The sequence below is a fragment of the Afifella sp. H1R genome (genome assembly GCF_021462425.1).
GTDB classification, from domain to species: domain Bacteria; phylum Pseudomonadota; class Alphaproteobacteria; order Rhizobiales; family Afifellaceae; genus Afifella; species Afifella aestuarii.
The window spans coordinates 2,357,583-2,383,984 of record NZ_JAKEDY010000001.1 but is presented as its reverse complement, the minus strand read 5'-3'; the positions used below and the strand labels follow the sequence as shown (position 1 = coordinate 2,383,984).

At 65.1% G+C, this 26,402-nt stretch carries 24 protein-coding genes and 1 tRNA gene; 17 read left to right on the top strand and 8 right to left on the bottom strand.

The features are described from left to right. The first annotated feature begins 55 nt into the window (after positions 1–55). The 8 genes from L0F51_RS11295 (at position 56) to recF (ending at position 9,460) form a co-directional block, all read left to right on the top strand. The gene (locus tag L0F51_RS11295; RefSeq protein WP_128290803.1) at positions 56–547 is read left to right on the top strand and encodes a (2Fe-2S)-binding protein; all 492 of its coding nucleotides are present in this window, start codon (positions 56–58) and stop codon (positions 545–547) included. An 80-nt stretch (positions 548–627) separates the two neighbouring features. Then, positions 628–3,000 (top strand): xanthine dehydrogenase family protein molybdopterin-binding subunit, encoded by a 2,373-nt coding sequence (locus L0F51_RS11290; protein ID WP_234629219.1) that lies wholly within the window; start codon positions 628–630, stop codon positions 2,998–3,000. 11 nt (positions 3,001–3,011) lie between these two features. Next, a complete protein-coding gene (locus tag L0F51_RS11285) occupies positions 3,012–3,830 on the top strand; it encodes a xanthine dehydrogenase family protein subunit M (protein ID WP_234629218.1) in 819 nt (272 codons plus the stop codon). Between the two features lie 312 nt (positions 3,831–4,142). Next, complete coding sequence (gene rpsT, locus L0F51_RS11280; RefSeq protein WP_092814887.1) at positions 4,143–4,406, top strand: 30S ribosomal protein S20; 264 nt, start codon at positions 4,143–4,145, stop codon at positions 4,404–4,406. 665 nt (positions 4,407–5,071) lie between these two features. After that, positions 5,072–5,506 carry a rhodanese-like domain-containing protein gene (locus L0F51_RS11275; protein ID WP_234629217.1) on the top strand — a complete coding sequence of 145 codons (435 nt, stop codon included), beginning with the start codon at positions 5,072–5,074 and terminating at the stop codon, positions 5,504–5,506. 68 nt (positions 5,507–5,574) lie between these two features. Next, complete coding sequence (gene dnaA, locus L0F51_RS11270) at positions 5,575–7,020, top strand: chromosomal replication initiator protein DnaA (RefSeq protein WP_234629216.1); 1,446 nt, start codon at positions 5,575–5,577, stop codon at positions 7,018–7,020. 174 nt (positions 7,021–7,194) lie between these two features. Next, positions 7,195–8,310 (top strand): DNA polymerase III subunit beta, encoded by a 1,116-nt coding sequence (dnaN, locus tag L0F51_RS11265; RefSeq protein ID WP_234629215.1) that lies wholly within the window; start codon positions 7,195–7,197, stop codon positions 8,308–8,310. A 4-nt stretch (positions 8,311–8,314) separates the two neighbouring features. Continuing rightward, positions 8,315–9,460: a DNA replication/repair protein RecF gene (recF, locus tag L0F51_RS11260; RefSeq protein WP_234629214.1), complete on the top strand. Its 1,146-nt coding sequence runs from the start codon at positions 8,315–8,317 to the stop codon at positions 9,458–9,460. 20 nt (positions 9,461–9,480) lie between these two features. Here recF and L0F51_RS11255 read toward each other — a convergent pair whose 3' ends face one another. Beyond that, positions 9,481–10,701 carry an MFS transporter gene (locus L0F51_RS11255; protein WP_234629213.1) on the bottom strand — a complete coding sequence of 407 codons (1,221 nt, stop codon included), beginning with the start codon at positions 10,699–10,701 and terminating at the stop codon, positions 9,481–9,483. 92 nt (positions 10,702–10,793) lie between these two features. Between L0F51_RS11255 and L0F51_RS11250 the strand changes: the two genes are divergently transcribed. Beyond that, positions 10,794–11,432: a TetR/AcrR family transcriptional regulator gene (locus tag L0F51_RS11250; RefSeq protein ID WP_234629212.1), complete on the top strand. Its 639-nt coding sequence runs from the start codon at positions 10,794–10,796 to the stop codon at positions 11,430–11,432. 115 nt (positions 11,433–11,547) lie between these two features. Beyond that, positions 11,548–13,983 carry a DNA topoisomerase (ATP-hydrolyzing) subunit B gene (gene gyrB, locus L0F51_RS11245; RefSeq protein WP_234629211.1) on the top strand — a complete coding sequence of 812 codons (2,436 nt, stop codon included), beginning with the start codon at positions 11,548–11,550 and terminating at the stop codon, positions 13,981–13,983. A 64-nt stretch (positions 13,984–14,047) separates the two neighbouring features. Here the strand turns inward: gyrB and L0F51_RS11240 are convergent, their stop codons facing one another. Both L0F51_RS11240 and nirK read right to left on the bottom strand, forming a co-directional pair. Continuing rightward, positions 14,048–14,908, bottom strand: a complete 861-nt coding sequence (locus tag L0F51_RS11240) for an SUMF1/EgtB/PvdO family nonheme iron enzyme (RefSeq protein ID WP_234629210.1) — start codon at positions 14,906–14,908, stop codon at positions 14,048–14,050. A 100-nt stretch (positions 14,909–15,008) separates the two neighbouring features. After that, the gene (nirK, locus tag L0F51_RS11235) at positions 15,009–16,133 is read right to left on the bottom strand and encodes a copper-containing nitrite reductase (RefSeq protein WP_234629209.1); all 1,125 of its coding nucleotides are present in this window, start codon (positions 16,131–16,133) and stop codon (positions 15,009–15,011) included. Positions 16,134–16,468: 335 nt separating this feature from the next. On the opposite strand from nirK, the gene L0F51_RS11230 reads away from it, so the two are divergent. The 4 genes from L0F51_RS11230 to L0F51_RS11215 all read left to right on the top strand — a co-directional run bounded on the left by L0F51_RS11230 (position 16,469) and on the right by L0F51_RS11215 (position 20,021). Then, complete coding sequence (locus L0F51_RS11230; protein WP_255701309.1) at positions 16,469–17,284, top strand: APH(3')-I family aminoglycoside O-phosphotransferase; 816 nt, start codon at positions 16,469–16,471, stop codon at positions 17,282–17,284. A 138-nt stretch (positions 17,285–17,422) separates the two neighbouring features. After that, positions 17,423–17,671, top strand: coding sequence for a DUF2249 domain-containing protein (locus tag L0F51_RS11225; RefSeq protein ID WP_234629208.1), 249 nt, complete (start codon positions 17,423–17,425; stop codon positions 17,669–17,671). A 3-nt stretch (positions 17,672–17,674) separates the two neighbouring features. Then, a complete protein-coding gene (locus L0F51_RS11220; RefSeq protein ID WP_234629207.1) occupies positions 17,675–18,883 on the top strand; it encodes an NnrS family protein in 1,209 nt (402 codons plus the stop codon). Between the two features lie 229 nt (positions 18,884–19,112). Next, on the top strand, positions 19,113–20,021 hold the full coding sequence (locus L0F51_RS11215; RefSeq protein ID WP_234629206.1) for an MBL fold metallo-hydrolase: 909 nt from the start codon (positions 19,113–19,115) through the stop codon (positions 20,019–20,021). A 94-nt stretch (positions 20,022–20,115) separates the two neighbouring features. Here the strand turns inward: L0F51_RS11215 and L0F51_RS11210 are convergent, their stop codons facing one another. The 3 genes from L0F51_RS11210 to L0F51_RS11200 all read right to left on the bottom strand — a co-directional run bounded on the left by L0F51_RS11210 (position 20,116) and on the right by L0F51_RS11200 (position 22,707). After that, positions 20,116–21,231: a class II histone deacetylase gene (locus L0F51_RS11210; RefSeq protein ID WP_234629205.1), complete on the bottom strand. Its 1,116-nt coding sequence runs from the start codon at positions 21,229–21,231 to the stop codon at positions 20,116–20,118. A gap of 78 nt (positions 21,232–21,309) precedes the next feature. Next, positions 21,310–21,723: an alternative ribosome rescue aminoacyl-tRNA hydrolase ArfB gene (arfB, locus tag L0F51_RS11205; RefSeq protein WP_234629204.1), complete on the bottom strand. Its 414-nt coding sequence runs from the start codon at positions 21,721–21,723 to the stop codon at positions 21,310–21,312. An 87-nt stretch (positions 21,724–21,810) separates the two neighbouring features. Further along, complete coding sequence (locus L0F51_RS11200; protein WP_234629203.1) at positions 21,811–22,707, bottom strand: LysR family transcriptional regulator; 897 nt, start codon at positions 22,705–22,707, stop codon at positions 21,811–21,813. 102 nt (positions 22,708–22,809) lie between these two features. Between L0F51_RS11200 and L0F51_RS11195 the strand changes: the two genes are divergently transcribed. Then, a complete protein-coding gene (locus tag L0F51_RS11195) occupies positions 22,810–23,916 on the top strand; it encodes an aldo/keto reductase (RefSeq protein ID WP_234629202.1) in 1,107 nt (368 codons plus the stop codon). Positions 23,917–24,051: 135 nt separating this feature from the next. Here the strand turns inward: L0F51_RS11195 and L0F51_RS11190 are convergent, their stop codons facing one another. Both L0F51_RS11190 and L0F51_RS11185 read right to left on the bottom strand, forming a co-directional pair. Beyond that, positions 24,052–24,402 (bottom strand): carboxymuconolactone decarboxylase family protein, encoded by a 351-nt coding sequence (locus L0F51_RS11190; protein ID WP_234629201.1) that lies wholly within the window; start codon positions 24,400–24,402, stop codon positions 24,052–24,054. A gap of 123 nt (positions 24,403–24,525) precedes the next feature. Beyond that, positions 24,526–25,146 (bottom strand): class I SAM-dependent methyltransferase, encoded by a 621-nt coding sequence (locus L0F51_RS11185; RefSeq protein WP_234629200.1) that lies wholly within the window; start codon positions 25,144–25,146, stop codon positions 24,526–24,528. Positions 25,147–25,547: 401 nt separating this feature from the next. Between L0F51_RS11185 and L0F51_RS11180 the strand changes: the two genes are divergently transcribed. Then, positions 25,548–25,624 (top strand) — tRNA-Arg (locus L0F51_RS11180). 120 nt (positions 25,625–25,744) lie between these two features. Further along, positions 25,745–26,356, top strand: a complete 612-nt coding sequence (locus tag L0F51_RS11175) for a type II toxin-antitoxin system HicB family antitoxin (RefSeq protein ID WP_234629199.1) — start codon at positions 25,745–25,747, stop codon at positions 26,354–26,356. Positions 26,357–26,402: the final 46 nt, after the last annotated feature.

Genomic DNA, 26,402 nt, shown 5'->3' with positions numbered 1-26,402 from the left:
CGATCTGGATAACGGGCGATACGCCCCCATAACAAAACTCATAGGGAGGGTTTCAATGGTCACTGTGACGATGACGGTGAATGGCCGTCAGGTCTCCAAGGAGGTGGAAGATCGCCGCCTCCTCGTGGACTTTCTGCGCGAAGATCTGGAGCTGACCGGCACGCATGTCGGCTGCGACACCTCGCAATGCGGTGCCTGCGTCGTGCATCTCGACGGCAAGGCGATCAAATCCTGCACCATCCTTGCGGCGCAGGCGGACGGGACGTCGATCACGACGATCGAAGGGCTCGCCAATGGCGCCGATCTGCATCCCCTGCAGGCGGCCTTCAAAGAGCATCACGGTCTGCAATGCGGCTATTGCACGCCCGGCATGATCATGTCCGGCGTCGACATCATCCGCCGGCACGAGGGCCAGCTCGACGAGGACACGGTGCGCCACGAGCTCGAGGGCAATATCTGCCGCTGCACGGGCTACCACAACATCGTCAAGGCGATCCTCGCCGCGGCGCAGGAGATGCATGGCGAGGTCCGCCAGGCCGCCGAATAGACGCGTTGATCTGGATCCGGACCGCCCCGCAAGAGACCCGACAAAGGGTCCGGCAAAAGGGTGCGGCCGAAGGAGGAAACATGGCTCAAAATGGGATCGGCGCGCGGGTCGCGCGCAAGGAAGACAAGCGATTCATCACCGGTAAGGGACGATACGTCGACGACATGCGCGTCGCGGGCATGAAGCATGTCGCTTTCGTGCGAAGCCCTTACGCCCACGCGAAGGTGGGCGGTATCAATGCGGAACAGGCGCGCAATATGCCGGGCGTGCTCGCCGTCCTCACGGGCTCGGAACTCGTGGCCGACGGCATCGGCAATCTCATCTGCGGCTGGATGGTCCATTCCAAGGACGGCACGCCGATGAATATGGGCGCATGGCCGGCGCTGGCGCCGGAAGTGGTGCGCTTCGTCGGCCAGGCCGTCGCCATGGTGATCGCCGAAACGCGCGGCGAGGCCCGCGATGCGGCCGATGTCGTGGCGGTGGAATGGGAAGAGCTTCCCGCCATCACCGATCCGGCGAAGGCTTTGGGGGAGGGCGTCCCGCAGCTTCATCCCGAGGCGAAGGGCAACCTGATCTACGATTGGGAGATCGGCGACAAGGCCGCGGCCGACAAGGCTTTGTCGGAGGCCGCCCATGTCACGCGCATGGAGATCGTCAACAACCGCCTCGTTCCGAACGCCATGGAGCCGCGGGCGGCGCTCGCCCAATACGACGCGGCGGACGACCATTTCACCTTGTGGACGACGTCGCAGAACCCGCATGTGGCGCGGCTCGTTCTCTCAGCCTTCTACAATGTGGCGCCGGAACACAAATTGCGGGTGATCGCGCCGGATGTCGGCGGCGGCTTCGGCTCCAAGATCTTCATCTACCCGGAAGAGGTCGCCTGCCTGTGGGCGGCGCGCAAGACCGGGCTTGCGGTGAAATGGACGGGCGACCGGTCTGAGGCGTTTTTGACCGACGCGCATGGCCGCGACCATGTCACGGTCGCGGAAATGGCCTTCGACGCGAACAACCGCATCACCGCCTTCAAGATCGACACGATCGCCAATTTCGGCGCCTACATGTCGCTCTTTTCGTCCTCGGTGCCGACCTATCTCTACGCCACGCTCCTGTCGGGGCAGTACGATATCCCGACGATCCACTGCAATGTGCGCGGCGTCTACACGAACACCGCGCCGGTCGATGCCTATCGCGGTGCCGGGCGGCCGGAAGCGACTTATGTCGTGGAACGGATGATGGAGACGGCAGCGCGCGAGCTCGGCGTGGCGCCGCCGGAACTTCGGCGGACGAACTTCATCCGCGAATTCCCGCATCAGACGCCGGTGATCATGAATTACGACGCCGGCGATTACGAAGCCTCGCTGAGCGCCGCTCTGTCGGCCTCCGATTATGCCGGTTTCGGCGAGCGCAAGGCGGAAGCCGCGCGGCGCGGCAAGCTCCGCGGCATCGGGCTCTCCTGCTATATCGAGGCTTGCGGCATCGCCCCCTCGCAGGCCGTGGGATCGCTCGGAGCGGGCGTCGGGCTTTGGGAATCGGCTGAAGTGCGGGTCAATCCGGTCGGCACGATCGAGGTTCTCACCGGCTCGCACAGCCATGGCCAGGGGCATGAGACGACGTTCGCCCAGCTCGTGGCGGAACGTCTCGGCGTGCCGATCGACAATGTCTCGATCGTGCATGGCGACACCGACAAGGTGCAGTTCGGCATGGGCACGTACGGCTCGCGTTCCGGCGCCGTCGGCATGTCGGCGATTTCGAAAGCCATCGACAAGGTCGAGGCGAAGGCGAAAAAACTCGCCGCGCATCTCCTGGAGGCGGCCGAGGGCGATATCGAGATCGCCGATGGCGAGGTGCGGGTTGCCGGCACGGACAAGAAGCTCGGCTGGCACGAGGTCTGCCTTGCCGCCTATACGGCGCACAATCTGCCGGAGGGGATGGAGCCGGGCCTCAAAGAGGGCGCCTTCTACGATCCGGCGAACTTCACCTTCCCGGCCGGCGCTTATGTCTGCGAGGTGGAGGTCGATCCCGATACCGGCCACACCGAGATCGTCCAGTTCGTGGCGGCCGATGATTTCGGGCGGGTCATCAACCCGATGATCGTCGAAGGCCAGGTGCATGGCGGTATCGCCCAGGGCGTCGGCCAGGCGATCCTGGAGGGCTGCATCTATGATGCGGAGAGCGGCCAGCTCATCACGGCGTCTTACAATGACTACGCCATGCCGCGGGCGCACGATTTGCCGTCCTTCAAGGTGTCGACCACGGAGACGATCTGTCCGTCCAATCCGATCGGCATGAAAGGCTGCGGCGAGGCGGGGGCCATCGGCACGCCACCGGCGGTGATCAACGCCATCACCGATGCGATCGACAACAACGACCTTTCCATGCCGGCGACACCGGAGAAGGTGTGGCGGGCCCTTCGGGCCGGTGCCGCGCCGATGCGGCAGGCGGCGGAATAGGAGCAAAGCCCATGTATTCTCTCACCTATAAGCGTGCAGACAGTGTGGAAGAGGCGCGGCGCTTGTTCCAGGAAGCGTCCGATGCCGCCTATCTCTCGGGCGGCCACACCTTGCTGCCGACCATGAAGCAGCGGCTTGCCGCGCATGACGTGCTCGTCGATCTCACCCGCATCGGCTCCATGAAGGGGATCTCGGTCGAAGGCGACCGGGTCCGCATCGGGGGCGGCATGACGCATGCGGAGGTCGCGGGCTCCAGCGAGGTGCAGCGGGCGATCCCCTCGCTTGCCGCGCTCGCCGGTTCGATCGGGGATGCGCAGGTGCGCCATCGCGGCACGCTCGGCGGCTCGATCGCCAATGACGATCCGGCCGCCGATTATCCCGCGGCCGCGCTCGCCCTTGCCGCCACGATCACGACCGACAGCCGCGAGATCGCGGCCGATGATTTCTTCACGGCGCTCTATGAGACGGCGCTGGAGGAAAGCGAGATCGTGACGGGCGTGAGCTTCGCCATTCCCGAGACGGCGGGCTATGCCAAGTTTCGCAATCCCGCCTCGCGCTATCCGATGGCCGGGGTTTTCGTGGCTCGCCATCGCGATGGCACAGTCCGTGTCGCCGTCACCGGTGCCGGCAATGAAGGCGTCTTCCGCTGGCATGCGGCGGAGACGGCGCTTGCCGGGGATTTCTCCGCCAATGCGCTGGAAGGCCTCAGCGTCGACCCCGACCTGATGATGGGCGACATTCACGGCTCGGCCGAATACCGGGCGAACCTCGTCGCCGTCATGGCACGGCGGGCGCTCGCCAATCTCGGCTCGGCCGAGGCGATCATCTGAGGCATCGCACGCGGCAAAGGTAAGAGGGAACGGCCGCGGCTGCGGCCGTTTCACTGTGGAGAGCGGGACGGCAAGGAAAGTCGGGCCTTTGCGCCGCCGATGCGCGTTACAGCGGCGGGGCTAGTCTGTGTCGCTCAGGTCGCGTAAAAATGCTTGGTTGCGGCAGGTGGAGCTTGCCGTTGACTGCCGGGCAGGGCGCAACTATAGCATCGGGCGACAACGCGGCCGTTTACGGCCGCGCTTTCTGTTGGGCCGAAGCGACAATTGTCGGCGCCGACAGAGCCCTTCAATTGGCAACGAACGGATCTTGATATGGCCAATACACCTTCGGCCAGGAAGGCTGCTCGGAAGATCGAGCAGCGCACGGCCACCAACAAGGCGCGGCGTTCGCGCCTGCGCACTTTCCTGCGGCAGGTCGAAGAGGCCATCGCCTCGGGGAATTCCCAGGCCGCCCAGAGCGCTCTGCGCGAGGCGCAGCCGGAATTGATGCGCGGCGCTTCCAAGGGCGTCCTGCACAAGAACACCGCGGCGCGGAAGATGTCGCGTTTGGCACAGCGCGTGAAGGCCCTCGGCTGAGCGCAACCTGGCGGCGTCTTCGGCGCGCCGCCTTCGCCTGAGATGACATGGCAGGGCGGGCTTTGCCCGCTTTCCACACACAGCCAAAGAGACGCTGCAGTGCCCTTTTTGCGGCCGGCGTCGAACGCTCCCGGCAGAGTCTGGTTGAGCCACGCTGTCAGAATTATCCATTCATTAACAAAAGTTTATGGGCAAGACGGACGTCCGGACCCGGATTTTTGGAGCGGATTGCGAGTCAAGCCCAATTGCGCGGCAACGATTCTGACTCACTTCGAAAGCCGTTGCCGAAAACGCACATATTGCCCAAGACTCTGAGACTCCAAGGGCTTGTGGCGTGACGCTGGGACGGTCTTCCCGAAGGTCACGTCGGAGTCGTTTTTAGTTCGTTCCGTCTGCGTCGGATTCGATGGTTGCCCCCCCCTCAGCTCTGTGGTTTTTAGATCGCCACGACGGGGCGACCCGATGCCCTCAGCAAAAGGTGAAGCCGAACGGCGCCAGGAATCCTTTCTGGCGTGGTGGATGCCTTGCGCCTGGGCGGGTCCAAACCTGGGGTTCGCTCCGTCGCGGCGGTCTTTCAAGACCGTCAAAACCAAAAGGCTGGGATCCCCTCTTACGGGTGTTTTTGGCGGCCGGGTCATGGCTCGGGCGGACAGGAGGCATTTGTCTTGCGTACAACGGTTTATCAGGGCGACGTCGGACCGGAGGAGGCCTGGAAGGGGCTCTCAGAGTCGGATGCCGTGCTGGTTGATGTGCGCACGCGTGCCGAATGGGCCTATGTCGGTGTCCCGGATCTGTCGCCCCTGGGGCGTCAGCTTTTTTTGGCGGAGTGGCAGTCCTTTCCCACGCAACAGGTCGATCCGGATTTTGCCGGAAAGCTTGTCGCAGCCCTGGGGGAGGCTGGGGTCGGACAGGACGTGCCGCTCTATTTCATCTGTCGATCGGGCGTGCGCTCCGCTGCAGCGGCGGCGGCCATGACGGCGGCAGGGTATGGTCCATGTTTCAACGTTTCGGGAGGGTTCGAGGGGGACCGCAACGAGGCTGGACATCGCGGGCAGATCAACGGCTGGAAAGCGGTGGGACTGCCCTGGACGCAGTCTTGACTGTCGTTCGGGTGCATGAGGTGAAAGGCCTGGCGCGTCAGCGCCCGGCGCAAGGAGGACGAGGCAGTATGTCTGCAGAGGCGGCGAAAATCATGAAGGAGCAGGACGTGGCGGAGACAGACGTCGAGCGGCGTGACTGGGACGAAGCCTGGGCGCGCGTCAAAAAGCGGCTCCGGACGGAGCTCGGTGACGACGTCTTTACGTCATGGTTTGCGCGCATCGAATGCGACGGGGTTGCGGCGGGTGTCGTCAGCCTTTCGGCGCCGACCCTGTTTTTGAAGGGATGGATCAAGAGTCATTACAGTGACCGCCTGGTGGCGCTCTGGAACGCCGAATATGGCGACGTGCGCCGGGTCGATGTCGTCAAGCGCAGCCCTCTCAAGTTTCCTGCGCAAGTCAAGGTTGTGCATTCCGAACCGACGCCGGCCCAGCCTCAGGCCGCGCAGGAGGAGGCGGAAGACCGCTTCGCCGGTTCGCCTCTCGATGCCCGGCTGACCTTCACCAGTTTCTGCGAGGGCGCCTCCAACGAGGTCGCGTTTCGCGCGGCCAAGGCCGTGGCCACGGCGCCCGACGGTGCACCCCCCCTCTACAATCCTCTCTACCTCCATGCCGGCGTCGGCATCGGCAAGACGCATCTGTTGCAGGCGATCGCGCATGAGACGCGCAAGCTGCATCCGCAGCGGCGGGTGATGTATCTGACGGTGGAGCGCTTCACCTTCCAGTTCGTCGCCGCCCTGCGCGACAAGGCCGCGCTCGACTTCAAGGAAAAGCTGCGTTCGATCGACATCCTCCTCATCGACGACATGCAGTTCCTGACCGGGCGCAGCGTGCAGCAGGAATTCTGCCACATGCTGAACGCGCTTCTCGACAGCTCCAAGCAGGTCGTCGTTGCAGCCGACCGCGCGCCGGGCGAGCTCGACGGGATCGACGAGCGCGTGCGCTCCCGCCTCAAGGGTGGCGTGGTGGTCGGCATGGCGCGCCCGGATACGGCGATGCGCCGCAAAATTCTCGATCTTCGTCTGGCGGCCGCGCGCGAACGCGATCCCAAGATCCAGGTGCCCGACAACGTGCTCGACTTCATCGCCCGCATGGTGGTGAGCAACGGGCGCGATCTCGACGGTGCCTTGAACCGGCTGATTTGTCGCGCCCAGTTTTCCGACCAGCCGATCTCGGTCGAGGCCTGCGAACTGGCGATCGCCGATCTCATCGGGGACCGCGAGCCGAAGCGCATCCGCATCGAGGACATCCAGAAGATCGTCGCCCGCCATTACAATGTGAGCCGGCAGGACCTCGTCTCCGCGCGGCGCACGCGCACCGTCGTCAGGCCCCGGCAGATCGCCATGTATCTCGCCAAGACCATGACGCCGCGCTCGTTTCCGGAGATCGGCAAGCGCTTCGGCGGCCGCGACCACACGACCGTCCTGCACGCCGTGCGCAAGATCGAGGGGCTCGTCGGCGCCGATCAAAAGCTCTCCGACGAGATCGAGCTCCTGCGTCGGCTGTTGCAGGATTAAGTCCTCCGGCGCTGGCGGTGTCGTCCACCGCCGGCGCCCCTCTTCGTGGTTCTTCCGCGCAAGCGGCCACGCGCACTTGCTTTTGTCAGTGAGGCGCGCCAATTTGACCGCCCGCCGCTGCGATGCACCCGTATCCGCAGGGGCTTCGGGCCCTCCAATTCCTGGAATGCCGGTATGAAAGTTGCGATCGAAAGGGCTGCCTTCCTGAAAGCCCTGACCCCCGTCCATCGCGTCGTCGAACGGCGCAACACCATTCCGATCCTGTCGAATGTGCTGTTGCGCGTTGTCGAGGGCGGCGTGCTCTTGAAAGCCACCGACCTCGATCTGGAGGTGTCCAATCGGATGCCGGCCATGGTCGAGCAGCCGGGGGCCGCCACCGTGCCGGCGCATATGCTCTACGACATCGTGCGCAAGGCGCCGGAAGGTTCGGAGATCTCGCTGACGACCGGCGACGGCGGCACCATGAAATTGATGGCGGGGCGTGCCCGCTTCGAATTGCAGATGCTGCCGGATTCCGATTTCCCGGACCTCGATCCGGGCGAGCTTCCGATGCGCTTTGCGCTGACGGCGAGCGAGCTGCGGCGCCTTATCGAGCGCACGCAGTTTGCGATCTCCACGGAAGAGACCCGCTACTATCTGAACGGCATCTTCTTCCACGTCGCGGGCGAGGGCGCGGAGCGGCGGCTGCGCGCCGTGGCGACCGATGGGCACCGTCTCGCCAAGGCGGAAATGACCGCGCCGGAAGGCAGCGACGAGATGCCGGGCATCATCGTGCCGCGCAAGACGATCGGCGAGATGCAGCGTCTCCTGGAGGACGGCGACACCAATGTGACGCTCGAACTCTCCGACACCAAGATTCGTCTGAGCGCCGGTTCGATCGTGCTCACCTCGAAGCTCATCGACGGCACGTTTCCGGATTACGAGCGGGTCATCCCGTCCGGCAACGACAAGGAGATGGTCGTCTCCAAGGACATCTTCAAAAATGCCGTCGACCGGGTTTCGACCATTTCCTCCGATCGCGGTCGGGCGGTGAAGCTGGCGCTTTCCGAAGGGCGTCTGGTTCTGACCGTCAACAATCCGGATTCCGGCAGCGCCACCGACGAGATCGATGTCGATTATGATGCCGAGCCTTTGGAGATCGGCTTCAATTCGCGCTATCTCCTCGACATCGCCGACCAGCTGACGACGGGCGAAGCGCGTTTCGAGCTCGCCGATCCCGGATCGCCGACGCTCATTTGCGACAAAGAGGGCGGCGACGCGCTCTATGTGCTGATGCCGATGCGCGTGTGAGGTCATGATCGCGGCGCCTGCGGCTTGGCAGCAGGTCACGCTCGCTTCCCTGAAGCTGACGGACTTTCGCAATTACAAGGCGGTCGGGTGCGCCCTCCGGCCGGGGCTCGTCGTGCTCACGGGCCGCAACGGTTCCGGCAAGACCAACCTCCTGGAAGCGGTGTCTTTTTTGTCGCCCGGCCGCGGCCTGCGGCGGGCAAAACTCGGCTCGGTCGCCCGCACCGACGGCTCTGGGGGCTGGGCGGTTGCGGCCGATATCGCTGCCGGCGAGGACGTTAGGCGCGTCGGCACCGGGCTTCGCTCCGCGGAAGAGGCAAGCCGGGAGGTGCGCGTCGACGGGGCGACGGCGCCCTCGTCGGAAGCCCTGTCGGAGTATTGCCGGGTTTTGTGGCTGACGCCGGCGATGGACGGGCTCTTCACCGGCGCGCCAGGAGACCGAAGGCGTTTTCTCGACCGCCTGACGCTTGCGATCGATCCGGGGCACGGGGCGCGGGTGCGCGCCTTCGACCGGCTCATCTCGAGCCGCAATCGTCTGCTCGAAGACGATGCCGGACCGCGCTGGCTTTCCGCGGTGGAGGCGGAGCTCGCCGAAGCGGCGCTCGCCGTCTCGCTCGCCCGCCAGGAAACGGTGGCGCTCCTCGCCGGGCTGATCGCGTCCCATGACGAGACCTCGGCTTTTCCCTCCGCCGGGCTCGCGCTAGAGGGCGATTTCGAGGCGGCGCTGGTGGCGGGCCGCTCTGCAAGCGAGGCGGAGGAAGCCTATCGGGCCGCGCTTGCCTCCGAGAGAGGGCGCGACCGCGCCGCCAAGCGAACCCTTTCCGGGCCGCACCGCTCCGATCTCGCCGTCACCTTTGCCGCCAAGAACGCGCCGGCGGCGCTTTCTTCCACCGGCGAGCAGAAGGCGCTGCTGCTTGCCATCATCCTGGCGGAGGCGGAGCTCGTTGCCCGCGTTGCCGGAATGACGCCCATCCTCCTCCTCGACGAGGTCGCCGCCCATCTCGACGAGGGGCGGCGGGCGGCGCTTCTCGCGCGTCTCGAGGCGCTCGGCGGGCAGAGTTTTCTCACCGGCACCGACAAGGCCCTCTTTGCCGCCGTCAATGACAGCGGCCAGTTCATCGAGGTTGTCGACGGACAGCTTTTGCAGGCCTAGAGCCGCCTCCGCAGGCCGGATCAGGCAGGGCAGGTGCAGACCTTGGCGGCAGCGGCACGGCCGTGGCGCGTCAATGTCAGGATCAGGCCGATGACGACGAGAACGATGAGCGCTCCCCCGTAGAGGTTGGCAACGGCGAGAAGGTCGAGCCGTCGTACCATATATCCGGCGAGGATCGCCGGCACGCTGTTGGCCAGATAGCTCTCAATGTAGAAGGCGGCCATCAGACCCGCCCTTTCGTGTGGTGCGGCCAGAGGGACGACACTGCGCATGGCGCCCAGAAAGGCAGCGCCGAAACCGAGACCGCCGATGACCGAGCCGGCAAGCAGAAGACTTCCGAGATGCAGATCGGCTCCGATCAGGGTGACGGAGACGCCGAGGATCAGGGCGCATGCGCCGCTCACAAGCGCCGTCAAAGGCGCGGACTGGCGCAGGAGGAGGATGGCGAGGCCGCCGCTCATCGTCAGCGCCGCGACGGTGAGGCCTCCGAGCCAGGTTGAATGCGCGGCCGTGACGGTTGCGATGAGCGAGGGCATCAGCGACAGGTAGAAGCCCCCAAGCGCCCAGACCGCGACATTGATCGGGGTGACCGCGAGGAGCTCCGTCCATGCGTTTTGGGGCACGAAGATCCGTGGCCGCAGCGAGGCGAGAGCCCCAGGCCGCCGCTGCGCCGTCTCGGGTGTCCGCCACGTCAGGACGAGCTGCAGGCAGAGCGCCACCAGCAGCACGACGAAGACGAGGTGCAACGGCGCCGGGGCGATTTCGACGAGAGCTGTGGTGCCGAGCGCGCCGAAGCCCATGCCGAGCATCGGGGAGATGCTGTTGATCAGGGCACCCCGCCGGCGGTCGAGATCGATCAGAGCCGCTGCGAGCGTCGAGGTGGCAAGGCCGGTCGCCGCGCCTTGCACAAGACGCGCTGCAAGCAGCCAGCCTGGCGATGTCGCGATCAGGAACAGCGTGATCGCGGCGACTTCGAGCAGCAATGCCAGGCTGAGGACCGGCCGACGTCCGAGATAGTCGGACAAGGACCCTGCGAGGACGAGGCTCGTCAGCAGGGCGAAGGCGTAGACGCCGAAAATCAGGGTGAGCATGCCTGGCGAGAACCCCCAGGCGGCCTGGTAAAGCCGGTAGAGCGGGGTGAGGGCGCTCGATGCGGCGAGGAAAATCACCGTTGTTGCGGTATGCACCGAAAGCGCGGTCGTTACGGCCGGCGTTCCAGGCAGGGCAGATTCGTTTGACATGCGGCGACCTGTGAGACAAAAGCGAAAAATGTGCTTTTGTAATATCCGACGTTTTCACTTAAAGCAAATAATTTGCGTTAGTGGCGATCAGAATGACGCGTGAGGAAGAGCCGGTTGCGGGCGGACGGAAGGGCCCTCGCCCGGGAGGACGCAGTGCGCGCGTGCAGGCTGCGGTTCACCAGGCCGTGCGGGACATTCAGCGAGAGGCAGGCCGAGAGGAGCTGACCGTGCCGGCGATTGCCGCCCGGGCCGGGGTGACGCCATCGACGATCTATCGGCGCTGGGGAGACCTTTCGCAGCTTCTCTCCGACGTCGCCCTGGAGCGTCTGCGCCCTGACGGTGCGCCGGCGGACACAGGGTCGTTTCGCAGCGACATGGAAGCATGGCTTGCCCAATACATCGACGAGATGTCGTCAGCCTTTGGCCGCTCCGTTTTGCGGGATCTCGTCGGCGGCCAGACATCGGTCAATGCGGGTGAATGCGCCTGCGCGTTGCGCGAGCAGTTCGAGGTGATCCGGGAGAGGGCGGCGCGGCGTGGTGAGAGCCCGCCCGACAGCGAGGCGCTCATGGACCACGTGTTCGCCCCGCTTGTGTACCGCCTGCTCTTTGCCGGCGAGGATGTGAGCTTCGGCTTTGCGCAGGGTTTGCTGGAGCGACTCCGTCCCGCTGGAGAGACGCCTCACGGCCACAAGGACGGCTCTTTGCCGGGCAATTCGGCCCGTGTTTCGTAAGTCATCCTCAACATCAGGCGTGGACGCTAAAAAACATGGCCGCCGCCTTCATTGGCGTTGCCACAATCCCCATCTATAAGGGGAAATCCCATCTCTCTAGCCGATTCGAAAGCTTATGACGGACACACCCGAGACGCCACGCATTAGCCTCCCGTCAGATTACGGGGCGGGCTCCATCAAGGTCCTCAAGGGCCTCGATGCCGTGCGTAAGCGACCCGGCATGTATATCGGCGACACCGATGACGGCTCGGGCCTGCACCATATGGTCTACGAGGTCGTCGACAACGCCATCGACGAGGCGCTGGCGGGCTGGGCCTCCGAAGTGTCGGTCACGCTCAATTCCGATGGCTCCGTCACGGTGATGGACAATGGTCGCGGCATTCCGACCGATCTGCATCCCGAAGAGGGTGTTTCGGCCGCCGAAGTGATCATGACGCAGCTGCATGCCGGCGGAAAGTTCGACCAGAATTCCTATAAGGTTTCCGGCGGTCTGCACGGTGTGGGCGTCTCCGTCGTCAATGCGCTGTCCTCCTGGCTCAAGCTCAAGATCTGGCGCGACGGCAAAATCAACGAGATGCGTTTCGTGCACGGTGTCGCCGAGCAGCCGCTCGCGGTGATCGGTGAGGCGGGCGATATGACCGGCACCGAAGTCACCTTCATGCCGTCCACCGAAACCTTCACGATGACGGAGTTCGATTACGCGACGCTGGAGCGCCGGCTGCGGGAACTCGCTTTCCTGAATTCGGGCGTCAAGATCCGCCTGACCGATCGCCGCCATGCCGATGTGCGCGAAGAGATCCTGGAATACGAAGGCGGGCTCGAAGCCTTCGTGCGCTATGTCGACCGCGCCAAGAAGCCCCTGATGCCGGCGCCGATCGCCGTCTATCACGAGCGCGACGGCATCACCGTCGAGGCGGCTCTGTGGTGGAACGACAGCTACCACGAGACGGTGCTTCTCTTTACGAACAACATCCCGCAGCGCGACGGCGGCACGCATCTCGCCGGCTTCCGCGGAGCGCTGACGCGCCAGGTTTCGGCCTATGCGGAGAGCTCCGGCATCGCCAAACGCGAAAAGGTGTCTCTGACGGGCGACGATTGCCGCGAAGGACTGTCCTGCGTCCTGTCCGTCAAAGTCCCTGACCCGAAATTTTCTTCGCAGACGAAGGACAAGCTCGTTTCCTCGGAAGTGCGCCCGGTCGTGGAATCGGTCGTCAACGAGGCGCTGTCCACCTGGTTCGAGGAGCATCCGGCGGAAGCCAAGATCGTCGTCAGCAAGGTGGTCGAGGCTGCGGCCGCGCGCGAGGCGGCCCGAAAGGCGCGCGATCTCACCCGCCGCAAAGGCGCGCTCGACATTTCCTCGCTGCCCGGCAAGCTTAAGGATTGTTCGGAGCGCGATCCCGCCAAGTCCGAACTCTTCATCGTGGAGGGCGATTCGGCCGGCGGCTCGGCGCAGATGGGCCGTGACCGCGGCTATCAGGCGGTGCTGCCGCTTCGGGGCAAGATCCTCAATGTCGAGCGCGCGCGCTTCGACAAGATGCTGTCCTCCGACCAGATCGGCACCTTGATCACGGCGCTCGGCACCGGCATCGGCAAGGAAGAGTTCAATCCTGAGAAATTGCGCTACCACACGATCGTCATCATGACGGATGCCGATGTCGATGGTGCGCATATCCGCACGCTGCTTCTGACCTTCTTCTACCGACAGATGCGCGAGCTGATCGATCGCGGGCACATTTTTATCGCCCAGCCGCCGCTCTACAAAGTGACGCGCAACCGCTCCGAGCAGTATCTCAAGGACGAGCGGGCGCTCGAGGATTACCTCATCCGCGGCGGCCTGGAAGAGACGGTCCTGACGCTCGCCCATGGCGAGGAGCGGGCGAGCGAGGATCTGCGCGCCATCATCGACGAGGCGCGCGGCCTGCGCACGGCGCTCGACCGGCTGCATTCGCGCTACAATCGTTCCGTGGTGGAGCAGGCGGCGCTTGCCGGCGCTCTCGATGCGGAGCGCATGGCGGTGCCGGCGGAGGCGTTGCAGATCGCCGCGAAGACCGCGGAGCGCCTCGATCGCATGGCCGATGAGACGGAAAAGGGCTGGCAGGGCGAAGTCCGCGATGGTGGCGTGCTCCTGCAGCGCACCTTGCGCGGCGTGACCGAGGTCGTGCGTCTCGATTCGGCGCTGATCGGCTCGGCCGATGCGAAGTCGATCAATCATCATGCCCAGCCGCTGATGTCGGTCTTCGAAGAGCCGGCACGGCTGCGGCGCAAAGAGGTCGACAGCTCGGTATTCGGACCGATTCAGCTTCTGGAGGGCGTCTTCGCCGTCGGGCGCAAGGGCATCACGCTGCAGCGCTACAAAGGGCTCGGCGAGATGAACCCGGACCAGCTGTGGGAGACGACGCTCGATCCGGAAAGCCGCTCGCTCTTGCAGGTGTCGGTCAAGGACGCCGATGCGGCCGAAATGATCTTCTCGGGCCTGATGGGCGACGATGTCGAGCCGCGGCGCGAGTTCATTCAGACGAACGCGCTGCAGGTGGCGAACCTCGACGTCTGAGGCTCGGCTCAGCGATGGACGCGCCCCGGTGCTTTGCCGGGGCGAGGTGCGTCTGCCGCTCGTTTCAAAGGCCGAAGATTTCGCCGATGCGTCCGAAGAACGTCGTTTCTTCCCGCACCAGCCGGAGGCCGAGATTGGCGGGCGGGATGCCGACCGAGCAGGCGCCGGCCGACGGGTTGCGCACGAAGCTCGTCAGATAGGCCCGGTGCTCGCCTTCGGCGATGCGCACGCCGCAGCTTTCATGGCTGCTCGCAACGCCCGTTTCGTCGAGCCGGTGGCGCGTGAAACAGGTCGACGTCCATTCCCAGATATTGCCTGAGACATCCAACAGGCCGTTCTCGTTCTCACCGAAGCTGCCGATGGGACGCGGTTCGGCCTCGACCTTGCGGGCGCGCGCGGCCTCCGCGTCATAGCTTGCCAGCCAGCGTTCCGCCGGATTGTCCGTATCGGTCGTGACGCCGAGGCCATCGTCCTGAAAGCGCGAGCCGGCCGCGATCGCCCATTCCTCGTCCGTCGGCAGGCGGTAATGGTCGCCGGTCGTCTCCGACAGATACGCGGCATAGGCAATCGCATCGTCGTAGCTGACCCCGACGAGGGGGAGCGCCGCTTCTCCCACCTCGTCCAGCGCCCGGCAGGCACCCGCGGCGACGCAAGCGGAATATTCGCCGCGCGTCACCTGCCGTTTCATGATGAAGAAGGCGCGTTCCGGGGTGATCTTCGCAAGCGGGGGATCGACGGGATGGCTGCCGCGAAGAAATTCGCCGGAGGGCCTGTAAGCGACTTCCTGGCTCTCGATGCGCACGAAGACGGGATCGTCCTGGGCCTTGTCCGCGGCGATCGCGGACTCGATGAAAGCGGAACCGGAAAGGGCGAGGAGGAGCGCGCCTGAGGCCATGGCGTCGCGAAGCGTCTTATGAAGCTGCATCGTCCCCTCCTCGCATCTTGAGGGTAGGGCGGCCCGCCGGGGGGCGTGGCGGGCCGCTCCGCCGGCCTGTCGGTCGGCGGGAAGGTTCGTCGTCAGGTCGTCAGGCCTGGATCGGGCCCGGAGCGCTCACCTGGGTCATCAGGTCGTTGTCCCAGTCGCCTTCCACCTTCACATGGCCGGTGGCGCCGAGCTCCGCCGCCTCGATCAGGTTGTGGTTAACGTAGGCGTAGATGCCGGGCTGGCGGAAGGTGTAGACGGCGGCCGCCGCGCTGCCGCCGCGCACGAACCAAGTCTCCTGGTCCTTCTGCGGGGCATTGGCGAATTTGCCGTTTTCCCAGACCCAGTCGCCGTGCCCGCCGATGAGATGCGGGCGGCTGTCGCGGTTGGCGCAGGAATGGATGAAGAGCACTGTCTCACCGACCTTGGCCGTCATGGCGCCTTCGCCGGTCAGCGCACCGACCTTGCCGTTGAAGACGACATGGGTCGGAATGAGGCCGCGCATCACGTCGAGCGTGTCGGAATAGGATTCGCCGGGGCCGTCATAGGTCTTGTAGTTCCCGTCCTCGTCCCGCGGGATGTAGAGGTCGAATTCGCCGATCGTGTAGATGCGGTCGTAGTGCAGCGGCTTGCCGTCGCCGTCCTTGAGACCGTCGCGCGGCAGAACCAGAACCGCACCGCTCATGCCGGAGACGACGTGCCAGGGCACCATGCCGGTCGGCGCGCAATGGTAGATGAAGACGCCGGGGCGGAAGGCTTTGAAGCGCAGAACCGTCTGCTCGCCCGGATTGATGAGGGTGAGGCCGCCGCCGCCGAGAGCGCCCGTTGAGGCGTGGAAGTCGATGTTGTGCGGCATGGTGTTGGTTTCCGGATTGACCAGGGTCAGCTCCAGATAATCGCCCTCATGCACCACCATCGTCGGTCCTGGCATGGAGCCTTCGTAGGTCATGGCCTGGAATTCGGTGCCCTGATCGTCGACGACGACCTTCTTTTCCTGCACCGTCATCTTGAATTCGACGATCTTGGGCCCGCCCTTGGCGACCTGGTCGTGCGCCATGACATGCGGCGGCGTGACGAGCTTGCCCTTCACGCGCGGCAGATCGCCGACCGTGGTCGCGGGGGTGAGGCCATCGGAGGCCTTCTCGGTGGCACGGGCAGGAGCGCTCGCCAGAAAGGCGGCTGTGGCGGCACTGGCGGCACCCATCAATGCGGAGCGGCGGGTGATCATCGATCTCGTCCTTCTATCTCGATCTCGTTCGATGACAGGAATGAACACCCGATCGCGGAAAGCTTTTTTGCGGAAAAGCAAAGAACCGAACGTTCGCCCATTTGGGGTGGTGCGACATTCTGTCAGTAAAGACGGATAGGACGGCTGCGACATTCTGTCAAAACTGCTGCGGAGGCCGCCGATTTATTGGCCTCGTCGGCGGCGTCAGCGTGCTGCGGTGGCTCGGAAAGACGTGACAAGCAGGCTTCGGGCGCGTCGTCCTGTCCCGTGAGCTTTGCAGCAAAGGCCGCATTTGGGGCCTATGGAAAGCACCTCCTTGCAGAGGTGCTTTGTGGATGAGCGATGCGGATCGAGAAGAGGTGTGTGAGCCGGCGCCGGTGCCCGGCCTCATGTCCGGCGACCTCGCGGGGTATCGGTGGATGCGCGACAGGGTCGGTCAGTCGGGCGGTTCTGTCTTTCGGCTGCACGGCAAACCGAACGGCCCGGACGCGTTTGTGAAGCACGGCGAAGGCGGCCTTGCCGATGATCTGAGCGATGAAATGGTGAGATTGCGCTGGCTCGCCGGATACATATCGGTGCCGGCCCTCATCAGCTTCACGCGGACGTCCAACGAGGCATGGCTTGTGACGACGTCTCTCCGCGGGAAGACGGCCTATCAGGTGTTGGAGGCCGATCCCGCGACGCGCTTCGCCATTGTCGACGCGCTGGCGGCATTCTTGCGCCGGCTGCACGCGATCCCGGTGTGCGCCTGCCCCTTCACGAGCGATCACGCTTACAGCCTCGCCCGTGCGCGCGAGCGCCTCGATGCGGGCTTGGTCGATGTCGACGATTTCGACGCCGAGCGGAAAGGATGGACGGCCGAACAGGTGTGGGAGGAGATGCATCGCCTGCTGCCGCTTGCGCCGGATGCGGTCGTCACGCATGGCGACTTTTCGCTCGACAATCTCCTGATCTTCGACGGCGAGGTGACGGGGTGCATCGATGTCGGGAAGGCCGGTGTCGCGGATCGATACCAGGACCTTGCCATCATCTGGAACTGTCTTGGTGAGTTCGACCGTTCGCTTCAGGAGCGGTTTCTCCAGCAATATGGCGTCACCGACGTCGATTGGCGACGGCTGCAATTCCACCTGATGCTTGATGAGTTTTTCTAAGGGCAGGGAGAGACGGCCAGATGGGTGCGTCGTCCCTTCGCAGAGGAGGCCTCGCGTCCCCAGTTTGTGTTGGCGCAACGAGCGGCGGCGGTCGCCGGCCTAGATTTCAGACGTGTTTGAAACGTGGAGGATGAAGGCATGACCGTTTCTGCCGCCGAGAACCGGCTCGTCGATTTGCGCGAGGTCACGAAACCGATGCGCCGCGTCGCCTTCTTTGCCGCCTTCGATGAGCTTCAGACGGGTGAGGCCCTTCTCATCGTCAACGACCACGATCCGATGGGTCTGTTTCATTATCTGCAGATCGCCATCCCGGGCGACTTCACCTGGGAGTATGTCGAGCGCGGCCCGAATGAATGGCGCGTCAGGATCGGCCGGATTTCGAGCTGAGCGATGTCTGCGTTCTCTGCTGCGGCCGCCGCGGATCCCGGTCGGCGGAGCGACTGGTTTCTTGCTGCACCCTTCCGACCGTTCTTCGTCGGCGCCTCGCTTTTTGCCGCCTCGGCCGTACCCGTCTGGCTGTGGCTTTATCTGATCGAGCCCGTCGAGGTTGCCGGCATGCCGGCACTTGCATGGCACGCGCATGAGATGGTGTTCGGCTATCTGCCGGCGGTGATGGCGGGGTATCTTCTGTCGCTTGCTGGCGCCGGTGCGGGAGAGGGGGCTCTGCCCGGGCGGTCGCTCGCGCTTCTTTTCTTCCTCTGGATCGCCGGCCGCCTGCTGCCGCTCGTCGTGCCATTCGCCGTCGGAACGGCGGTCGACGTTCTCTTTCCTCTCGCTGTTGCGGGCGTGCTCTTAAAGCTGTCGCGCTTTCCGGGCGCAAAACAGTCGAAGCACGGGCTCGTCCTCTTCCCCCTTCTTGCGGCGGCCTCGCTGGCGCATCGCGTCTTCGCTTTGGGTGACGGGGCGGCCGATTATGAGATGGTGGCACTTCTCTCCCGCCTCGGCATTTCCGTCGGGGCTCTCCTCATCGGGGCCGTCGGCGGGCGTCTCGTGCCCGAGCTCACGCGTCTCGCCCTCGGAGATGAAGCGGGTGGGCGCGTGCCGGAGCCCTATCGCCGCTTCGATCTGATCGCGCTCTTGTCTCTCTCTGTCGGTCTTGTCGCCTGGGTGCTCGTGCCGTCGCATCCGCTCACATTCGTGCTGGCGGGGATGGCGGCCCTCATCAACCTTGCGCGCCTCCTGCGCTGGCGGGGCTTCCTTCTCGGTGATCTGCCGACGCTTGCCCTTCACGGCGGCTATCTTTGGCTGATCGCCGGTCTTTGCCTCGCCGCCCTCGCCGCGCCGCCTGCCTCTCTCGTGCCCGCCGATGCGGCGCTGCATGCGCTCTCTGCCGGGGCGATCGGCACGATGACGCTTGCCGTCATGGCGCGCCTTGCGGTTTCGGCCGAACCGGGGCGGTTGCTCGGGAAGGCGGTGCGGCTCGCCCTTGTTCTCGTCCATGCGGGTGCCCTTCTGCGGGTCGCGGCGCCGCTCGTCGTCGATCTCTACCGTCCGCTCCTGGCAAGCGGCGGGACGTTCTGGTCGGCCGCCTTTTTTCTCTTTTTCGTCGCCCAGATAACACCGCTCTTTGCGGGACGCGGCCGCATCCGCGGAACCTGAAAAGCCTCTCGCCTCACAGCGATTTGTCCAAGGCTCGCTGCCGGCGACCTGACAAGCGCCGTCTGCCTCCTAGTTTCGGTTGCGAGACTTGACCGTGAGGGAGGTTCGTATGCATCTCGACAGGAGATCACTTTTTCTCACCCTGGCCGCCGGGACAGCCGGTGCAGCCGCCTTGACGCGCGGCATCGGCAGAGCCGACGCGCAGAGCGCATCTGAAGGAAAGCAAGAGATGGCCGGAATGTCGGCGGCGCCGGACGAGCAGCTTCCGAGCGCCTATCGCTATCAGCTCGGCGATTTTCTCGTCACGCAGCTTTCCGACGGTATGGCGGAGCGCCCGCTTCAGGACGGTTTCGTCGTCAATGCCGGGCTTCAGGACGTGAAGGCGGCGTTGCGCGAGGCGTTTCTGCCGGAGGACAAGCTCTTCATTCCGTTCACGCCGCTCACATTGCGCAAGGATGAGGATCTCATCCTCTTCGATACCGGCTTCGGCGAGAAAGGCCCGCCCACGGCCGGCCAGCTGAAACGCGGCATGGCGGCGGCGGGCATGGCGCCGGAAGACGTCACCAAGGTGGTGATCAGCCATTTCCACGGCGATCACATCATGGGGCTCACCACCAAGGACGGCGCGCCGGTCTATCCGAACGCCGAAGTCTTCGTGCCGGAGCCGGAATATGCCTATTGGATGAGCGACGACAACAAGGCCAATGCGCCGGAAGGGCGGCGCGGGAATTTCGATCTCGCGCAGCAGATTTTCGGCACGCTCGATGATCGCCTGACGCAGTTTTCCTGGGACGAGGAGTTTTTGCCCGGCATCACCGCGATCGACGCGCATGGCCATACGCCGGGACACACGGTCTTCGCGATCGCATCGGGCGACGAGAAGATGATGTTCCTGTCCGATACGACCAACCATCCGGCGCTTTTCGTCACGCATCCGGACTGGTCGGCGGTGTTCGATCAGGATGCCGATGCGGCACGCGAGACGCGCCACCGCATTCTCGACATGGTGGCCGAGGAGCGCATGCGCATCGCTTCCTATCACTTCCCGTTCCCGGCGACCGGCCATATCGGCAAGGATGGCGACGGCTATCGCTATGTGCCGGCGCAATGGATGCCGGTCTTGAAGGGCGTCAGCTGACGCGGCCCTTGAGCGGCGCAGGGGAGGCCCAGCGCGCTTGCGCCAAAATCTCCCGCCTTGCGCGGGAGATTTCTCCTGAGCCGGCGGGTGGCCACTAAAACCCGAGAAAACCCGCCATTTCGTTGATCAAAACGCGCTGGAAAGCCTGGGCGCGGGGTGAAGGCTGCTGGCCCGCGATGCGCTCCTCCAGCGGATCCGGCGCATGGATCTGCGAGCGCGACAGCGTCTCGATGACCTGATGCCCGCAGAAGGGCACATGCAGCTCAGAATAGCCGCCTTCATGGACGACGACGAGGCGGCTGCCGCAGAGTTCGAGCGCCCTTTCCATCAGAATCCGTGTCATCTGGCGGAAGGTCGAGGCCGAGGTCAGCATGCGCCCGAGCGGATCGACGCCGGAGGAATCAAAGCCGCAGGCGACGATGATCGCGTCCGGCCGAAACCGCGTGAGGGCCGGGCTCACGATCTTCTCGAAGGCGTAGAGATAGGCGTCGTGGCCGCCGCCCGGCAGGAGCGGGACGTTGATGTTATAGCCTTCGCCAGCCCCTTCGCCGCGGGCTTCGCTCCGCCCCGAGCCGGGCGGGTAATTGTTTTCCTGGTGGAGCGAGATCGTCAGAACGTCGCTGCGGCCGTAGAAGATCGCCTCGGTGCCGTTGCCGTGATGCACGTCCCAATCGACGACGGCGATGCGCTCCGCCCGCCGCTCGGCGAAGGCCGTCTCGATGGCGATGGCGATATTGGCGAGGAGACAGAAGCCCATCGGCCGATCCGGCAGGCAATGATGTCCCGGCGGGCGCGACAGCGCATAGGCGTTGACCATTTCCTCGCCGAGGACGGCGCGAAGCGCTTCCGTCGCAAGGCCTGCCGAGAGAGCGGCGATCTCGTAACCGCCCGGTCCGAACGGGGTGCGTTGACCGAGCTCGCCGCCGCCCGCGTCGGAGAGCTGTTTGAATTCGCGAAGGTAATGTTCCGGATGGACCCGGCGCAGCATCTCGTCCGTCGCCGGTGCGGCAGAGCGCTGATCGAGCTCGGCGATCAGGCCGGTGCGCTCCAACAGGTTCTTGAGTCGCCGTTTGCTCTCCGGGCTTTCCGGTAGCCCGTTCATGGGCTGAACCAGCCCGCCGGCCGGCACCATGAAGGCGTAATTGCCGCCACCGTGCCAGAAACAGGCCTCGTCGCTGAAGAAGCCGGTATGTCTCAGTCCATCGCTCATCCGATATGGCTAGACTGCCCGTTCTTGTCTCACAAGCAAAGAGAAGGCGAGCCGGGCATTTCGCCGGGGCTCACCTTGTCACCATTCGCCGCGTCTTTCTTTCTTCAGCGCGCCGCGGGCCTTCTTCGTCTGCAAGCGCCGCTCTTTGGAGGCGCGGGTCGGTCGCGTCGGGCGGCGCTTCTTGGGTGCCGTCAGAGCCTGGCGGATGAGCATGACGAGGCGCTTTTCGGCATCCTCTCGGTTCTGCTCCTGGCTGCGGAAGCGTTCCGCGCGGATGACGAGGACGCCATCCTTGTTCAGGCGGCGGCCGGCAAGGCCGGTGACGCGCTGCTTCACGTCCGGCGGGAGGCTTTCCGAAGCGGCGAGCGCAAAGCGCAGCTCCACCGCGCTCGCCACCTTGTTGACGTTCTGCCCGCCGGGGCCGGACGCCTGGACGAAGCGCTCTTCGATTTCGTCTTCGGCAAGCGCGATGTTGGTGGAGATGCGGATCATGCTCGAAGATCGCGGCCGATTTCGTTTTTCTCTGTCATCAGACTGCTTTCGTGAATGCCCGAAGAGGGGCGGCTCCTTCAAGGACGTTCATGGCCGATTGTCTCGCAGAGCGTCGATCAGAGCCCGCAATGCCGGCGGGGTCTGTCGGCGGCTCGAATGGTAGAGTCGGCATCCCGGGAAGACGGGACAGTAATCGGCGAGAACCTGGACGAGGCGGCCGGCAGCAACATCCTCTGCGACTTCATGCTCGAGGATGTAGCCAAGCCCCGCGCCAGCGCGGACGGCCGCCGCCACGAGAGGTCCGTCGTTGGTGATCAGCTGGCCGGTCGGACGAACATTGATGTCGCGTTCGCCGACCGCGAACTCCCACGGGAGAAGTCCGCCACTCGTTCGCAGGCGATAGTTGATGCAGACGTGCCGGCGAAGATCGTCCGGGGTTTCGGGCTTCGGGTGGCGGTTGAAATAATCCGGTGTTCCGACGACGACCGTGCGCAGGTCCGGACCGACCTTCACGGCGATCATGTCCTTTGCGACGGTTTCGCCGAAGCGAATCCCGGCATCGAAGCCGGCCTCGACGATATCGGTCAGACCGTCATTGACGTCGATCTCGACGTTGACGTCCGGGTTCGCGAGCAGGAAGGCCGGAAGCTTCGGCTGGAGGATCGTTTCGGCCGCATAGGAGAAGGTGGTCAACCGCACCGTGCCGGATGGTGTCTCCCGCCAGGCGGCAAGGCTCGCCAGTCCACCCTCGATTTCGGCAAGAGCCGGCGTCAAAGAGCGGAGCAGCCGCTCGCCCGCCTCTGTCGGCGACACGCTGCGCGTGGTGCGCGCGAGGAGGCGCACGCCCAGACGCTCTTCAAGCCCGCGCATGGCGTGACTGAGAGCCGACGCCGACATGCCGAGCCGGGCGGCGGCGCGCGTGAAGCTGCGCTCGCGCGCAATCGCCTCGAACGCGAGCAGATCGTTGAGTTCAGTCCGCTGCATTCATGCACGATGCTCACAAGCTCATGCGAGCCGCAACCGCTAATCACGACGGACGGCGCAATCTATCTACCGGATCGAACCCAATTCGCATGGAGGCGATCGATGACCCTGACCCATTACCGCACACTTGGCCGCTCGGGACTTCTCGTCAGCCCATTGGCGCTTGGCACAATGACGTTCGGCGCCGAGAGATGGGGGTCGGGACGGGAACAATCGCGCGCCGTGTTCGACGCCTATGTCGAGGCCGGAGGCAATTTCATCGACACGGCTGATATCTACTCAGGCGGACGCAGCGAGGAGATGGTCGGTGCCTTCGTGCGCGAGAAGGGGATCCGTGACCGCATCGCGATTGCGACCAAGGCCGGGTTTGCCCGCAGCCAGGATGGCAACCCGCACAGCGGTGGCAACGGCGCAAAAGCCATGCGCGCCGGCCTTGAAGGGTCGCTCCGCCGTCTCGGCACCGACTATGTCGACATGTACTGGGTGCACGTGTGGGATCGCGTTACGCCTGCGGAAGAGGTTCTCCAGACGCTGACCGATGCCGTCAGAGCCGGCAAGATCCTGCATTACGGCTTCTCCAATGCGCCCGGCTGGTATGTCGCCAAGATTGCGACGCTGGCTCAGGCCCACGGTCTGCCGGTTCCGATCGGGCTTCAATACCAGTACTCTCTCCTCGAGCGCGGCATCGAGCTCGACATTCTGCCTGCCGGTCGCGAGTTCGATCTGGGCGTGGTGCCTTGGAGCCCGCTCGGGGGCGGCCTGCTGACGGGCAAGTACGGCCGCGAGATGTTGAGCGAGGCCAGCCGGTCTGCGAGCCTTCCCGACAAGAGCGTGTCGGGTGAAGATGAGGCGCGCGAGGGCAACGAGCGACTTAAGGGCGACAACCCGTTCGGCGGCATGCTGTTCACGGAACGCAACTTCGATATCGTGGACGCGCTCCGGGCTGTCGCCGGCGAGATCGGCCGCTCGATGGCCGAAGTCGCCCTGGCCTGGGTCGCGACGCGTCCGGGGGTCTCGTCCGTGCTGATCGGTGCGAGCCGCGCCGCGCAGATCGCCCAGAACATCGGCTCGCTTGATGTCACGTTGACGGAGGATCAGGAGCGGCGCCTCGACCAGGTGAGCGCGCTGCCTTTGCTCAATCCCTACTTCATCTTCCAGCTTCCGCCTGCGATGCGCTTCGGCGTCACGTCCGCGCGTGGGTGGCGGTAGATGCCGGCCAACTTTGCACATCGGAGCCAACGGCAGCTTGCTCCAGCAAGCTCCGACCCGCCGGGGAGGGAGGACTGGCAATGCGTTCTTCGACTTCGTTTTCCGCAAGTGCGGTGTTGGCCCGGAACCCGGCGTTCAGGCGTGGTCTTCCAGGAAGGCGTCGAAGGCTCTGAGGGCCGCACCTCCATAGACCACCGAGGGGCCGCCGCCCATATGGATGGCGGTGCCGATCGCCTCGGCCACCTCCGCGCGCGTGGCGCCGCAATCGGCCACGGCTTTGGCGTGGTAGGCGATGCAGCCATCGCAGCGCACCGAGACGGCGATTGCGAGCGAAATGAGCTCTTTGACCTTCGGCGACAGGGCGGCCTCCTCGGAGGCGGCTTCGCCGAGCGCGCCGAAGGCCTGCATCAGGTCAGGGATGGCGCCTTGCAGAAGCTCGATGCCGTCGGTGACCTCCTGCAGGGTTTCCGGGAAGTTCTCGCTCATGGGCCTGCTCCTCTGTGCTGGGGCCGTGGCGCGGGGCCTTGGCAAGACCATGCTATCGCGGCTTTCGAGGGCAGGGCGTGACACGTATTGACGCGCTTGCGTCTCTCCCGAGACGGGACTGCCTCACGCGGCGGACAGAAGGCACAGCCGGCAGCGATAGCCCTCGCGTTCGTGATAGGGCGCTTCGATGAGCTCGTTGATGCGCAGATGTCCGTCCGCCTCGAAGCGGGTGAGCGCATCGGGATAGGCCTGCGCCTCCCAGACATTTTCGTGCACGGTGATGACGAGAGGCGCGTCCTTCTTCACCACGCGGGCAAGATCGGCGATCGCATCGGGGCCGACATGGCCGGAGGTGAACACGCCGACGCTGATCGCCGCGTCATAGCTGCCGTCGGCAATGTTCAAAGGCTCGGTCAGATCGGCCACGTCGAGATTGCGGTAGACGTTCTTCTCCGCCGCCACATCCAGCATGCCCGGCGACAGATCGATGCCATCGACGGCGCCCAGCCCATGGCGGGAGAGTTCTTCGCCGACGAGGCCCGTGCCGCAGCCGGCATCGAGTACGCGCGCCGTGGCGTCGACGAGGTCGGCAAGGGCCGCGGCCGCAAGCTTCGGCGCGACGTAGCCCATCCCGCGCAATGTGTCGGTGTCGTAGTCCCTGGCCCATGCGGCATAGACATTGCGCGTTTCGTCGCGGTCCCCGGCGAGCGCATAGACGCGTTTCAGGATCGGATTGTCGCTCATGGCTTTGTGCCTCCCTGCTTCGCTTGAGCAAGAACTAGGCAGATGTGGGCGCGATGGCAAATTGGGGGCCGGAGAGTGGGGCACGTGGCGGCCGGCGATCGAGAGGCGTCTTTGCGGGCGCTGGATGGTTCGACGGCGGTGGTTCGACGGCGGTGGCTGCCTTCCGCGGCGAGGCGGCGGCGGCTCGGCGGTGGTCCGCCTCGGGAGGCCTCTTGGCCGGCGAGGCTCACTGACGGGGCAATGCCGCTTTCAAGGGGCGGGCAGACGATCCTCACGCCTTTGACGAGGCCCGGCCTGAGGGGCGGATAGATGCGTCTCACGCTCCCGGTCCTCATAAACGCGCAGAAGGCGTCGACACGCCGTTGCAGGCCCGCCTTTGATCGGTTACATGGGCGTGAGCTGCACCCGTAGCTCAGCTGGATAGAGCGCTGCCCTCCGAAGGCAGAGGTCACAGGTTCGAATCCTGTCGGGTGCGCCAAATTTTCCTTAAATTGCAAGCGCTGGCGAGGGCGCCTTTCCGACGGCGGGATCTCAGGTCCGCCAGGCGGGAAATCGGCATGCTTCGTTCCAAATCGCCCACCACACCCGGAGATTCGTCGTGCGCGTGGTCACCGTCAGCATAGCGCGCCCCGAACAGGCGTCGGAGACGGCGGTGGCTGCCTTCCGCGGCGAGGCACAGGGCGAGGTCCTGACCTTCGCCGCCAAAGATCTGATGCAAGAGATCCTGCCGCCGCACCGGTGGCCGATCCTCCAGGCCATGGCCGGCGCCGGACCGGTGACCGCCGAGCATCTGGCGGCGATCCTTCGGCGCGAGGCCGCCCAGCTGCGCAACGATCCTGCCGTCCTCGCGACGGCCGGTGTGGTGAGCGCGGAGGGTGACCGGTTTGTCTTCCCGTACGACGCGGTGACCGTGGACCTCCGTGCCACCCACGACCTGGGGAGCGTCCCTTTCCCCGTCTTCCTCACGCCGGATCCAGACGGCGGCTTTGTCGCCCGGGCGCGCGACGTGGCCGGCGCGATCACCCAGGGTGAGACCGTCGACGAGACGCTGAGCGAGATGGCCGATGCGCTTGCGGTCGCGCTGGAGGGGCATATCCTCGACGGGCACACCATTCCAACGCCTTCCGCGGCCAAGCCCGATGAGTATCTGGTGCGCCCTGCCTTCAGCGACGATCCGCCGGCCAGCGAACACTCGTCCCTTGGCAGCTGAGCCAGAACCCGCGAGTGTTGCTGGCGGATTCGGTCGGAACCCTTAC

Excerpts from the sequence above, each read along its gene's own strand:
- L0F51_RS11295 (WP_128290803.1), top strand. The coding sequence starts at position 56 with ATGGTCACTGTGACGATGACGGTGAATGGCCGTCAGGTCTCCAAGGAG.
- L0F51_RS11290 (WP_234629219.1), top strand. The coding sequence starts at position 628 with ATGGCTCAAAATGGGATCGGCGCGCGGGTCGCGCGCAAGGAAGACAAG.
- L0F51_RS11285 (WP_234629218.1), top strand. The coding sequence starts at position 3,012 with ATGTATTCTCTCACCTATAAGCGTGCAGACAGTGTGGAAGAGGCGCGG.
- rpsT (WP_092814887.1), top strand. The coding sequence starts at position 4,143 with ATGGCCAATACACCTTCGGCCAGGAAGGCTGCTCGGAAGATCGAGCAG.
- dnaA (WP_234629216.1), top strand. The coding sequence starts at position 5,575 with ATGTCTGCAGAGGCGGCGAAAATCATGAAGGAGCAGGACGTGGCGGAG.
- dnaN (WP_234629215.1), top strand. The coding sequence starts at position 7,195 with ATGAAAGTTGCGATCGAAAGGGCTGCCTTCCTGAAAGCCCTGACCCCC.
- recF (WP_234629214.1), top strand. The coding sequence starts at position 8,315 with ATGATCGCGGCGCCTGCGGCTTGGCAGCAGGTCACGCTCGCTTCCCTG.
- L0F51_RS11255 (WP_234629213.1), bottom strand. The coding sequence starts at position 10,701 with ATGTCAAACGAATCTGCCCTGCCTGGAACGCCGGCCGTAACGACCGCG.
- L0F51_RS11250 (WP_234629212.1), top strand. The coding sequence starts at position 10,794 with ATGACGCGTGAGGAAGAGCCGGTTGCGGGCGGACGGAAGGGCCCTCGC.
- gyrB (WP_234629211.1), top strand. The coding sequence starts at position 11,548 with ATGACGGACACACCCGAGACGCCACGCATTAGCCTCCCGTCAGATTAC.
- L0F51_RS11240 (WP_234629210.1), bottom strand. The coding sequence starts at position 14,908 with ATGCAGCTTCATAAGACGCTTCGCGACGCCATGGCCTCAGGCGCGCTC.
- nirK (WP_234629209.1), bottom strand. The coding sequence starts at position 16,133 with ATGATCACCCGCCGCTCCGCATTGATGGGTGCCGCCAGTGCCGCCACA.
- L0F51_RS11230 (WP_255701309.1), top strand. The coding sequence starts at position 16,469 with ATGAGCGATGCGGATCGAGAAGAGGTGTGTGAGCCGGCGCCGGTGCCC.
- L0F51_RS11225 (WP_234629208.1), top strand. The coding sequence starts at position 17,423 with ATGACCGTTTCTGCCGCCGAGAACCGGCTCGTCGATTTGCGCGAGGTC.
- L0F51_RS11220 (WP_234629207.1), top strand. The coding sequence starts at position 17,675 with ATGTCTGCGTTCTCTGCTGCGGCCGCCGCGGATCCCGGTCGGCGGAGC.
- L0F51_RS11215 (WP_234629206.1), top strand. The coding sequence starts at position 19,113 with ATGGCCGGAATGTCGGCGGCGCCGGACGAGCAGCTTCCGAGCGCCTAT.
- L0F51_RS11210 (WP_234629205.1), bottom strand. The coding sequence starts at position 21,231 with ATGAGCGATGGACTGAGACATACCGGCTTCTTCAGCGACGAGGCCTGT.
- arfB (WP_234629204.1), bottom strand. The coding sequence starts at position 21,723 with ATGATCCGCATCTCCACCAACATCGCGCTTGCCGAAGACGAAATCGAA.
- L0F51_RS11200 (WP_234629203.1), bottom strand. The coding sequence starts at position 22,707 with ATGCAGCGGACTGAACTCAACGATCTGCTCGCGTTCGAGGCGATTGCG.
- L0F51_RS11195 (WP_234629202.1), top strand. The coding sequence starts at position 22,810 with ATGACCCTGACCCATTACCGCACACTTGGCCGCTCGGGACTTCTCGTC.
- L0F51_RS11190 (WP_234629201.1), bottom strand. The coding sequence starts at position 24,402 with ATGAGCGAGAACTTCCCGGAAACCCTGCAGGAGGTCACCGACGGCATC.
- L0F51_RS11185 (WP_234629200.1), bottom strand. The coding sequence starts at position 25,146 with ATGAGCGACAATCCGATCCTGAAACGCGTCTATGCGCTCGCCGGGGAC.